Source organism: Parafrankia sp. Ea1.12 (assembly GCF_900465275.1).
Lineage (GTDB): Bacteria > Actinomycetota > Actinomycetes > Frankiales > Frankiaceae > Parafrankia > Parafrankia soli.
In genome coordinates, this window is the sequence record NZ_UBIZ01000072.1 from 1 (window position 1) to 10,907 (window position 10,907).

The window sequence follows — 10,907 nt, forward strand, 5'->3', positions numbered from 1 at the left end:
CGGGTGGGCCAGGTGGCCGGCCCGGGAGGTCCGCGAAGTCCGACAAGCTCGCCGCGGGGGGCGGGTCCACGGCCCTCGGCACGGCGGTTACGCCCAGTAAGTCCGAATCGTCCCGAAAGGCGGGGCCAGCCCGGGAGCGCGCGACCGCCCGGGAGACCGCCGCCGACGGCGGCGACGACGGCGACGGGCCCACCGATCCCGGGACGACCGACCACCTCCAGGGCTCTTCAGGCAGCGCGATGGCCGGTTCAGGCATCCCCGCACAGGTCTCGTCCGAACCGGTGGACCCGGGGGTGAAGGGCCGCGAACTTCAGCGGTGAAATTACATTTCTGCAGGTCAGAGCGGTTGACAATGCCCCGCCGCGGGACTTCGGACGCTCCACCGGCGGCCATCTGGGTGACGGAATGTGTCGTTCTGTCCTGGTTAGCTGAGACGCCAGAGACAGAACGCCGCCCAGGCGGCATGGCGGAAGAGGGCACGCGGCGTGGACGGGCTCACCATGGACGGGCTCACCGTGGACGGGGTCGCGATGTCGGCGATCACGATGGGTGGCTTCACCATCGAGGAAATCACTGTGGAGCGGATCCTGCCGCGTGGGCACCGGGGCCGGGACAACGCCCCGATAGAGATCCTGATCAGGGATGGCGGGGTCGAGATCTACCCGCCCTCCGCGGAGAACACCTACTTCGCCCCGCGGACGGAGCGCGACCGGCCGGCTGTACCCGCGGCACGCGAGTCGACAGAATACGAGACGGCGTACTACGAGCCGGCCCGTTTCGAGCCGGCAGAGCACCAGCTGACACAGCTCGAGCTGGCGGAGCACGAACCGGCGGACTATGCGCCGGTGGAACACGGATCGGCGGGTCCCGAGGTGGCGGAGTACGAACCGGCGGACGAGACGGACGAGGCGGGCGACCCGGCCGAGCAGGCCCACCCGGCCACGGTGTTCGACCGTGCGGCGTACGACTACGACGCCGACGTCCACGGTGTGCCGTTCTTCCGTCCGCTGGGCAAGACCCTGGTGGCCGCGGCCGGCATCTCCCCCGGGGAGAACGTGATCGACCTTGCCTGCGGGCGCGGCGCCGTGCTGTTCCCGGCCGCCGAGGCGACCGGGCCGGCCGGCTCCGTCCGGGCGTTCGACCTGGCGCCGACCATGGTCGAGCTGACCGCGGCCGACGTCGCGGCCCGTCAGCTGCCGTGGGTCGACGTCACGATCGCCGACGCGATGGACCCGCCCGTCGAGCCGGGCTCGGTCGATGTCGTCCTCTGCGGGATGGGCCTGTTCCTGCTGCCCGACCCGGTGGCGGCGCTCGCCCGGTGGCGCGGCGTCCTGCGGCCCGGCGGGCGGCTGGCCGTGACCGTCTTCGGGCCGGCGGACCCGCTGTGGGACCGTCCCGACTACCCGCTGCGGCTGGCGACCTCGGTCGGTGCGGCCGAGCGCCGGCCGGGGCACGCCATCCTGGCGGAGGGCGCGCTCGCCGACGCGCTCACCGCGACCGGTTTCACCCTCACCCGGGACGAGCTGGTCGCCACCGATCTCGTGTTCCGCGATGTGGCCCACTGGTGGCGCTGGGCCTGGGGGACGGCGCTGCGGTCCATGCTGGAGAAGGTCTCCGACGCCGAGGGCCCGGCGATGATCGAGGAGTTGACCCGGTGGCACGCCCCGTCCACCGACGCGGGCGGCCTGCACTGGCGCCCGACGATCCGCGTCGTCACCGCGGTCGTGACCGACCCGTCCGCCTGAGCCCGACGCTGACGGGCAGCCGTCAGGCCGGTGGCGGGCCCGGCGGGAGCCGGCCGCAGAACAGACAGCAGTCCGGGTGCAGTCCGGTCAGTCCGGTCAGTCCGGGTGTCAGACCAGGTAACGGGCGACGAACTCGGCGACACAGGCCGGCTTGGCCGCGCCCTCCAGCTCGATGGTGAGCTGGTTGACCGCCTGGGCGCCGCCGGGGATCTCCTCGACCGAGATGTTGCGGAGCGTCCCGCGGACCCGGGAGCCGACCGGGACCGGCTGTGGGAAGCGAACCTTGTTCAGGCCGTAGTTCAGCGCCATGGTGATGCCGGTGACCTGCGCGATCTCCGCGACCATCACCGGCAGCAGCGACAGGGTGAGATAGCCGTGCGCGATCGTCGTCTTGAACGGCCCGTTTTTGGCCTTCTCGACGTCGGTGTGGATCCACTGCCAGTCGCCCGTCGCCGCGGCGAAGGTGTTGATCTGATCCTGGGTCACCGTGAGCCAGGAGCTGGTTCCCAGCTCCTGGCCCTGGACCCGCTTCAGCTCGTCGATGCCGTCGATCGTCGCCACCCGGCGAGTATCCCGGAGCGGGCGCCGACGCGCTCGGCTTCGCCCCGCGACCGCCCGATCAGGCGTGCGCGACGAAGTTGAAGCGGTTGCCGTTGTCGAACGTCTTGCGGAACGTGCCAAGGGTGTAGGGGCCGGTGCCGTCCATGTCGAAGATGCGCAGGCCGAGATCGCCGTCCACGAGGCGGTACATGTCCTCGGCGGTGGTCCCGTACTTCCGCGCGGCGGCGCCGAACTCGAAGATCACATAGGGGCGGTTCGCGGAGAGCAGCTTCTCGCCGCCCTTGAGCACGCCGTACTCCGCACCCTCGACGTCGATCTTGATCAGGTCGAGCCGGTGGTCGGGGGGGAGCGTCTCGTCGAGCACCTCGACGACGACCTCGATCTGCTCGACCTCCTCGGCGCCGTCCGGCGTCCGCTGGAGCAGGCCGCTGTACGCGGGCCGGCTGCGGACGTAGGCGAACGGGCTCACCCCGGCCTTCTCGGCGAGCGCGGCCTGCTTGAGCGTGACGGTCGGGAACTCCAGGCACAGGTACTCGAACAGGTGCGGCAGCGGCTCGTAGCCGATGTGCTCGCCGCGCGGGGCGTGCAGCACGATCGACTTGAGCACGTCACCGCGGTGGGCGCCGACGTCGATGCAGTTCGAGTCCTCCTGCAGGACGAAGGACAGCAGGAGCGCGAGGTGGCGGTCGTCGACCGCGTTGCGCCGGGCGCTGGGGAGCACGGTGCGGCGGACCAGCTTCAGCGCCGGACCCAGGCCCAGCTCGACCGCGGTCTGGCGCAGCTGGCCGAGTTGCTTGTTCATCTGCTCCTGCATCGCGGAAAGTCCCCTTCGCGAGCCATCGGTCCGGGTGCCGGCCGACCGCCAGCTCCGCTGGCCGTGGGGCCCCGCCCGTCCGGCTGGTTGTCCAGGAGTGCGGCGTCCGTGGTGCAACACCACGCCGGCCGCACTTTGGTGCCGTCGCGCTGATTGTGCCAAGGACGCACGACACGTCCATCGCCGACCCCTCGGGAGACACAACCGAGATACGACAGAAGGCCGCTCCGTTACCTGACGAACCTGGTAATGGAGCGGCTCTCCGCATCCGGCGGTGCAGGCGTCAGGCCGGCGTCGCCGCAGGTAGGGGGACCCGCACCGGCTCGGCCGTCGCGTCGAACGCCTCCACCGGCGGGCAGGTGCAGACCAGGTTGCGGTCGCCGTAGGCGCCGTCGATGCGCCGCACCGGCGGCCAGTACTTCGCCGCGCGCAGCGACGCCACCGGGTACGCCGCGACGGACCGCGGGTACGGGTGCGCCCACTCGTCCCCGGTGACCATCTCCGCGGTGTGCGGGGCGTTGCGCAGCGGGTTGTCGTCGCGGGGCCACTCCCCCGCGCCGACCTTCGCCGCCTCGGCCCGGATCGCGATCATCGCGTCGCAGAACCGGTCGATCTCGCCGAGGTCCTCGCTCTCGGTCGGCTCCACCATGAGCGTCCCCGCCACCGGGAACGACATGGTCGGGGCGTGGAAGCCGTAGTCGATCAGCCGCTTGGCGACGTCGTCGACGGTCACGCCCGTCTCCTTCGTCAACGGCCGCAGGTCGAGGATGCACTCGTGCGCGACCAGGCCGTTACGTCCCGCGTAGAGGACAGGGTAGTGCGGCGCGAGCCGGCGGGCGACGTAGTTGGCGTTGAGCACCGCCACCGAGGTCGCCTCGCGCAGCCCCTCCGCCCCCATCAGCCGGATGTAGGCCCACGGGATCATCAGGATGCCGGCCGACCCCCACGGTGACCCCGAGATCGGCCCGACCCCGGTCTCCGGGCCCGCCTCCGGGCGCAGCGGGTGGTTGGGCAGGTAGGGCAGCAGCTTCGCGCCGACCGCCACCGGCCCGACCCCCGGACCGCCGCCACCGTGCGGGATGCAGAAGGTCTTGTGCAGGTTCAGGTGGCTCACGTCCGCCCCGAACCGGCCCGGCTTCGACAGCCCGACCAGCGCGTTCAGGTTCGCCCCGTCGACGTAGACCAGCCCGCCGGCGTCGTGCACCACCGCGCACGCCCGCGCGATGCCCTCCTCGTACACCCCGTGGGTGGACGGGTAGGTGACCATCAGCGCCGCGAGCGCCGGGGCGTGCGCGGCCGCCTTGGCGGTGAGGTCGTCCAGGTCGACGTTGCCCTCCGCGTCGCACGCGACGACGACCACGCGCATGCCGGCCATCGCCGCGCTCGCCGCGTTCGTCCCGTGCGCCGACGACGGGATCAGGCAGACGTCGCGCACCGGGTTCCCGGCCGCGGCGTGGTCGCGGTGGTAGGCCCGGATCGCCAGCAGGCCGGCGAGCTCACCCTGGCTGCCCGCGTTCGGCTGCACCGAGACGCCGGCGTACCCGGTGATCCGGGCCAGCCACTCCTCCAGATCCCGGATCATCGACACGTAGCCGGCGGCCTGGTCCAGTGGGGCGAACGGGTGGATGTCGGCGAAGTCCGGCCAGGTGACCGCGGCCATCTCGGTCGTCGCGTTGAGCTTCATCGTGCAGGAGCCGAGCGGGATCATGCCGCGGTCCAGCGCGAAGTCGACGTCGGCGAGCCGGCGCAGGTAGCGCAGCATCGCCGTCTCGGACCGGTGCGCGTGGAACACCGGATGCGCCAGGTACGGCTCCTCCCCGGTGCGGATCAGCGCCGCCGGGAGGGCCGGGCCCGCCGCCGGACCGGCGGCCGCGGCCGGCCCGTCCGCGCCACCCACACCGAAGGCGGACCAGACGGCCCGCAGGTCGGCCGCCACGGTCGTCTCGTTGCAGGAGACGCCGACATGGTCGCCGTCGACGAGACGCAGGTTCACCCCGTGCGCGAGCGCGTCGGCGACCACCTGGGCCGCACGCCCCGGCACCCGGGCGAGCACCGTGTCGAAGAACCCGTCGTGGACGATCTCCACCCCGCCGGCGCGCAGCCCGGCGGCGAGGCTCACGGCGTGCCCGTGCACCCGGGCCGCGATCCCGGCCAGCCCCTCGGGCCCGTGGTAGACGGCGTACATCGACGCCAGCACCGCCGGGAGCACCTGCGCCGTGCAGATGTTGCTCGTCGCCTTCTCCCGCCGGATGTGCTGCTCACGGGTCTGCAGCGTGAGCCGGTAGGCGGGGTTGCCGGCCGCGTCCACCGAGACCCCGACGAGCCGGCCGGGCAGCGTCCGCTCCAGACCCGACCGGACGGCGAGATAGCCGGCGTGCGGCCCGCCGAAGGACAGCGGAAGCCCGAACCGCTGGGTGCTCCCGACCGCGATGTCCGCGCCGAGCGCGCCCGGCGAGCGCACCAGGGTGAGCGCGAGCAGGTCCGCGGCGACCGTCACCACGATGTCGCGTTCCCGGGCCTGCGCGATCACCCCGCGCAGGTCCCGCACCTCCCCACCGGCCCCCGGGTACGACAGCAGCACGCCGAAGGCGTCCCCGAGCACGTCGGACGGCACTACCGAAGGCACCTCGGACGGTGCCGACGGCGCGGCGGACTGCGCGGGAGCGGCCGGTCCGGCGGCCGGCCGCTCACCCGGGGCCGGCGACGGACGTCCGGTGAGCCCGTCGCGGAGGTCGACGACGAGCACGGTGATGCCGAGCGCCTCCGCCCGGGTCCGGACCACCGCGATGGTCTGCGGCAGCGTGTCGGCGTCGATCACGAAGGTCGAGCGGCGGCCCCGGGCGGCCCGGTGGGCGATCTGCATGGCCTCCGCCGCCGCCGTCGGCTCGTCCAGCAGCGAGGCGCCGGCCACGGCGAGGCCGGTCAGATCCGTGATCACCGTCTGGAAGTTCAGCAGGGCCTCGAGCCGCCCCTGGGAGATCTCCGGCTGGTACGGCGTGTACGCCGTGTACCAGGCCGGGTTCTCCAGGACGTTGCGCTGGATCACCCCGGGCATGACCGCCGGGTGGAAGCCCAGACCGATCATGGAGGTGACCCGCCGGTTGTACCCGGCCAGCCCGCGCAGCTCCGCGAGCACCTCGGTCTCGTCGACGGCCGGGGGCAGGTCCAGCTCGGTGTCCCGGATGGCCGCCGGCACCGCCGCGTCGGTCAGCCCCGTCAGCGAGCCCAGCCCCAGCAGGTCGAGCATCGCCCGGCGGTCGGCCTGGTCCGGGCCGACGTGCCGGTCGGTGAACCTCGGGACGAACCCGGCCGGCAGCCCCGGCCCGGCGGTGTCCGGTCGCGCGGATCCGGTGGACTCCGGTCGCGGCGGGGCCTGGCGGGCCTGCGTGTCGCCGCCGTTCCCGGACGCCGCCTCGGCGGCAATCCCCCTGGCCGCGTCCGTCGCCACGGCGGGTGCCGCGGTGTCGGAAATCGGTGTCTGTGTGGTGGTCTCGATGGTCATCGCGCGCTCCGGAGGTCGAGCAACGCCGGAGGCACCCCCGCGATCGGTGGTCACGGCGGCGCTCCCGCGTCGCGGCGGGCCTCCCCCTCTGTCATGGGCCTGAGAGCTTCGCCGGCCTGCCATGCCACCCGGAGCCTCCCGAGAGACGCGGCGGCCGGCTTGCACCGTCGGCGGGACGCTTGCGCGTCCGCTTTTCAGAGTCGCCTGACCCGGCGGTCTTGGGCCTGAGAGTTTGCGGGGAGTTCTTGCTCCTTCGGCGCCCCGGGCCACGGCCCGGAGCTCTCCCGCACGGGTGTGAGCGGCGCGATGTGAAGTTGTCAGCCCGCGGCGAGCGGGCCGTCCTGAGGCCAGGCTAATCGGCCTCGGTCCCGGCGGCCAACGATCCCGGCGATCTCGAAACAGGCACGAAACACGATGTCGACCAGGCTGAGAACTGCCTCACACCCGGGGCGTCGGTGCCTCGCGGCGGCGGTTCCCGTGCCTCGCGGCCACCGCCGTACCGCCGTACCGCCGTGCGGTTCACGCGCCGTGACCGGGGAAGTGTCCTCGAGGCGGCGTCCAGGGCCGCGGGCGGCCGGAAGCCATGGCCGCGACAGGGCCCGAGGACGGTCGGGCAAAGGGGCCGGCGGGGCGGCCGGCCGGCGAAGGAGGGAAACGGGATGGCCCGAGGGATCAGGTCCAGGAAGTCCTCCAGGAACGGCGGGAGCGCGAAGCGGGCGAAGACGGCGCGTATGCGCACGGACGTCCCCTCCACCGTCGCCCGTTCCGACGACAAGGCCGTGCGTACCTGGAAGGAGACCCACGACTCGGCGGTCGAGAGCTACGGCGAGGGTGAGCGTGCGCACCGCACGGCGTTCGCAGCGCTCAAGCACACACACGAGAAGGTCGGGGACAACTGGGCCCCCAAGGAGGGCGGCCGCCGCGGGCCCTCCGACGAGCAGGCCGCGCGCCCCACCGACAAGGCACTTTCCGACCCGCTTCCCACCGCCGAAGGCGTGGACGAGAAGGCGTCCGTGAAGCACCTGCGGGAAATCGCCCGGCAGCTCGACATACCGGGCCGCTCGACGATGAACAAGGCCGACCTGATCGAAGCCGTCAGGAAGGCGAACCGGCGGGCCACCGCGGCCGCCCGCGGCTGACTCCCGGCCCCCGGCGGAAAACACCGCCGGGGGCCGCCCGCCGGGCCGCCGCCTGCCGGTCAATACCTCCGGCGGCGGTCACTCCGGGGCTCCGGCGGTCACTCCGGCTGTTTCGCGTCGCGGAACTTCGCCGCCTCGACGTCGCTGCGCGCGCCACCGCGCTCCCCCTCGAAGAACGACTCGGCAAGGCGGTCGTGTGAGGTCTGGTCCGTCACCTGGCGGGCCATCTCCTCGTCGGAGAGCCCCTGGCCGGCCGGCGCGGTGTGGGTGGCGGTGTAGGTGGCGGCACGGGCACGCGGCCGGGCCTCGCGGGCCGAGGGCCGTACCGGCTGTCCCGTCCTGGTCTTCGTGTCGTTCCTGGCCTGTTGCCCCATGCTCGCCCTCCCACCATCCGTCCGGCGGCACCGGCCTGCCGGCATTCGCCCGTTCCGGTGGCTGATCCCTGCCGGCATTCGCCCGTTCCGATGGCTGATCACCGCGGCCGCGACGAGCCGGCCGCGATCCGCCACTGTCGACATGCCCGGACCGCGCCCTCATCACCCCCGCCTGTCCCGCGGCGCCGAGAGGTTTTTCCGGGGCCCGGACGGACATGTAGCCCGCGCCGGCCTCGGGACGTGACGAGGTCGTATCCCGAGCGCGCTCTGGCGACGGGCCGCGCGACGAGAGGCGAGCCATGTCCTTCTACGACAAGGTCGAGTCGACGTTCTACGGCTGGTGTGTGGAACGTCTGCTGACCACCGCGGAGCACGGCGGATGCCTGGCCGGCGGGATCCTGGAGATCGGCTCGGGGACGGCCGTGCCGGTGGTGCGGGCCCTGCTGCGCTCCGGCTCCGACACGCGGGTGCACGGATTCGAGCGCGACCCGCGGGCGGCGGCGACGGCGCGGCGCGCGATCGGGCTGACCCCGCTGCGCAACTACGTCGTCGACGAGGGCGACTTCTTCACCGCGGTGCCGACGGCCGCCCAGCGCTGCGTGATCGGGAACCCGCCGTACCTCCCGGCCGAGCCGGGCACGTCCTGCGCGCCGGACCTCTGGGGCGGCCCCCGCGGCGCCGAGGTCACCCAGGACGTCCTGGACTGCGGGCTCGACCTGGCGATGCTGATCGTCTCCTCGATCGCCGACCCGCTGGGAGTGCTCCGGTTCGCCCGTGATCGGGGCTACTCCGTCACCGACTGGATGGTCACGCCGATCCGCTTCGGGAGGTTCTGCCGGGACGCCGGGGTCCGCGCCCGCATCGGCGATCTCGCCGGCCGCGAGCAGGCGTTCTTCGCCCCCCACTCGTACCTGATCGCCGGGGTCACCTTCGTGCGCGACGCCGGCACCCGGGACCAGAGCGCCGTGCTGGGGGACGTCCTGCGCGCCGCCGGCCGGGCGTCGGAGGTCGCCGATCCGCAACCCCGGGCGGGCGGGGCCGTGGTGGGGGCTCCGGCCGGGACAGAACGGGTTGTGGCGGGAGCGCAGGCCGGAGCCGCGAAGCGGGCCGGGACGGCGGCGCGGGCCGGGACAGCGCAGCCGGTCGGGCGATGAGGACGGGGCGGCCCCCGGACCACTCCGCGGGATACGGGACCGTGTTCACCCCGGCGGTGCTCGAGGCGCCGCCGCTCCCGGTTCCCCGTGGCCCCCTCTCCGAGTACCTCGTCGAGCTGCTCGGCGGCGACGTCCGGCCTGCCGCCGGGTGGCCGAAGCCGGCGGACGACGCGCTGTTCGGCGAGGACGGGGCCCTCGCGCTGCACTGCCTGTACGAGCTTCACTACCGGGGATTCCGCGGGGTCGACGACCGGTTCGAGTGGGAGCCCTCGCTGCTCGCGTTGCGGGCGGAGCTCGAGGGCGACCTGGAGCGCCGCCTGATCGACCTGGCCGGCCCGGACCCGTCCCCCGCGGGGGACATCACCTCCCCCGCGGGGGACATCACCGCGGAGCTGCGCCGGGTGATCTCCCAGCCGGGAGGCCGTTCCTTGTCCGGCCGCCTCGCCGAGCGGGGCAGCCTCGATCAGTTCCGCGAGTACGCGACGCACCGCTCGCTCCTCCAGCTGAAGGAGGCCGACCCGCACACCTGGGCCGTTCCCCGCCTCACCGGCGCCGCCAAGGCCGCACTCGTGGAGATCCAGGCGGACGAGTACGGCGGTGGCACCGAGCGGGACATGCACCAGAACCTCTTCGGCCTGACCATGCTCGAGCTGGGCCTGGACCCCTCGTACGGCGCCCACGTCGACCGCCTGCCCGGAGGCACCCTGGCCACCGCCAACGTCCCGAGCTTCTTCGGCCTGCACCGGCGGTGGCGGGGCGCGCTCGTGGGGCACCTGGCGGTCTTCGAGATGACATCGGTCGAGCCGATGGGCGCCTACGCCGCGGCCCTGCGGCGGCTGGGCCTGCCCTGGAGCGCCCGGCACTTCTTCGAGGTCCACGTCGTCGCCGACGCCCACCACCAGAATCTCGCGGCGGAGTCACTCGCGGGTGGCCTTGTCCGCGCCGAGCCGGCGCTCGCCGGCGACGTCCTGTTCGGTGCCCGGGCAACCATGGCCGTCGAGGGCTACTGCACGGAGAACATCCTCGCCGCCTGGGACCGCGGGGAAACGGCCCTGCTCCCGTGTCGGGGAGAACCGAGCGCCCGCTAAGTGGGTCGTCGGTCGGCCCGCGAGGGCTACCTCGGTGAGGCGCCGCGGTGTCAGCCTCGGTGTGGCACGCCGGGATCATCGATGCGAGGCGTGCCATCCACGCGTAGCCCACGAAAGTGCAGGTAGAGGCACATGTAGGGCAATGGTTCGTGTCGGCCGGGGTAGTTGAACCCCACGCCCCAAATGAGCGCCGTAGCGTCCGCTCCCCACCCGGTGGGCCGGTCGGCCGATCGCTACTCCGCGGTCACCACGCTGATCGCCACCGTCGTCGCACTGAGCTTCCTGTTCGGGACCGGCAGCGTCGGGGCACTGGGCACTGGGCACTGGGCATCAGACTCTCCAGACCGTCAGCGCCGGCCATGGCCGGGTAACGGGGACGCATTGCTGCGCCCCCGTCCCCTCAGACCTACATCCGTCAGTAACGACGGTTGGCGTGATCAAAGATCGGTGATCTTTCCCTTTCCGGCTTGTTGATGGTGTTTCCGGCTGGTGGGCAGGGTGACGGCCCGGCTGTCGTACCGGGTGGGCGC

Annotated in this window: 8 protein-coding genes, 1 pseudogene and 2 riboswitches; of the genes and pseudogenes, 5 read left to right on the top strand and 4 right to left on the bottom strand. The window is 73.0% G+C overall.

Going from position 1 to position 10,907, the window contains the following annotated elements:
• Both FMEAI12_RS37570 and FMEAI12_RS00385 read left to right on the top strand, forming a co-directional pair.
• A pseudogene (locus FMEAI12_RS37570) lies at nucleotides 1-320 on the top strand (MMPL family transporter); the annotation flags it as partial.
• Nucleotides 321-485: 165 nt separating this feature from the next.
• The gene (locus tag FMEAI12_RS00385; RefSeq protein WP_112104565.1) at nucleotides 486-1,745 is read left to right on the top strand and encodes a class I SAM-dependent methyltransferase; all 1,260 of its coding nucleotides are present in this window, start codon (nucleotides 486-488) and stop codon (nucleotides 1,743-1,745) included.
• Between the two features lie 108 nt (nucleotides 1,746-1,853).
• Here the strand turns inward: FMEAI12_RS00385 and FMEAI12_RS00390 are convergent, their stop codons facing one another.
• From FMEAI12_RS00390 to gcvP, 3 genes are all read right to left on the bottom strand, one after another.
• Complete coding sequence (locus FMEAI12_RS00390) at nucleotides 1,854-2,306, bottom strand: MaoC family dehydratase (RefSeq protein ID WP_112104566.1); 453 nt, start codon at nucleotides 2,304-2,306, stop codon at nucleotides 1,854-1,856.
• Nucleotides 2,307-2,364: 58 nt separating this feature from the next.
• Entirely contained in the window at nucleotides 2,365-3,108 is a 744-nt protein-coding gene (locus tag FMEAI12_RS00395; RefSeq protein ID WP_235013541.1) for an FkbM family methyltransferase, read from the bottom strand.
• Between the two features lie 295 nt (nucleotides 3,109-3,403).
• A complete protein-coding gene (gene gcvP / locus FMEAI12_RS00400; protein ID WP_112104567.1) occupies nucleotides 3,404-6,622 on the bottom strand; it encodes an aminomethyl-transferring glycine dehydrogenase in 3,219 nt (1,072 codons plus the stop codon).
• Nucleotides 6,623-6,708: 86 nt separating this feature from the next.
• Nucleotides 6,709-6,822, bottom strand: a riboswitch (glycine riboswitch).
• 3 nt (nucleotides 6,823-6,825) lie between these two features.
• A riboswitch (glycine riboswitch) is annotated at nucleotides 6,826-6,920 on the bottom strand.
• 433 nt (nucleotides 6,921-7,353) lie between these two features.
• Here gcvP and FMEAI12_RS00405 point away from each other — a divergent pair.
• Nucleotides 7,354-7,761: a ChaB family protein gene (locus tag FMEAI12_RS00405; protein ID WP_071060030.1), complete on the top strand. Its 408-nt coding sequence runs from the start codon at nucleotides 7,354-7,356 to the stop codon at nucleotides 7,759-7,761.
• 98 nt (nucleotides 7,762-7,859) lie between these two features.
• Here FMEAI12_RS00405 and FMEAI12_RS00410 read toward each other — a convergent pair whose 3' ends face one another.
• Nucleotides 7,860-8,135, bottom strand: coding sequence for a hypothetical protein (locus FMEAI12_RS00410; RefSeq protein ID WP_112104568.1), 276 nt, complete (start codon nucleotides 8,133-8,135; stop codon nucleotides 7,860-7,862).
• Between the two features lie 299 nt (nucleotides 8,136-8,434).
• Here FMEAI12_RS00410 and FMEAI12_RS00415 point away from each other — a divergent pair, with 299 nt between their 5' ends.
• Nucleotides 8,435-9,289, top strand: a complete 855-nt coding sequence (locus FMEAI12_RS00415) for a hypothetical protein (RefSeq protein ID WP_112104569.1) — start codon at nucleotides 8,435-8,437, stop codon at nucleotides 9,287-9,289.
• A complete protein-coding gene (locus FMEAI12_RS00420) occupies nucleotides 9,286-10,377 on the top strand; it encodes an iron-containing redox enzyme family protein (RefSeq protein ID WP_112104570.1) in 1,092 nt (363 codons plus the stop codon). The genes FMEAI12_RS00415 and FMEAI12_RS00420 overlap by 4 nt, the downstream gene beginning before the upstream one ends.
• Nucleotides 10,378-10,907 lie beyond the last annotated feature (530 nt).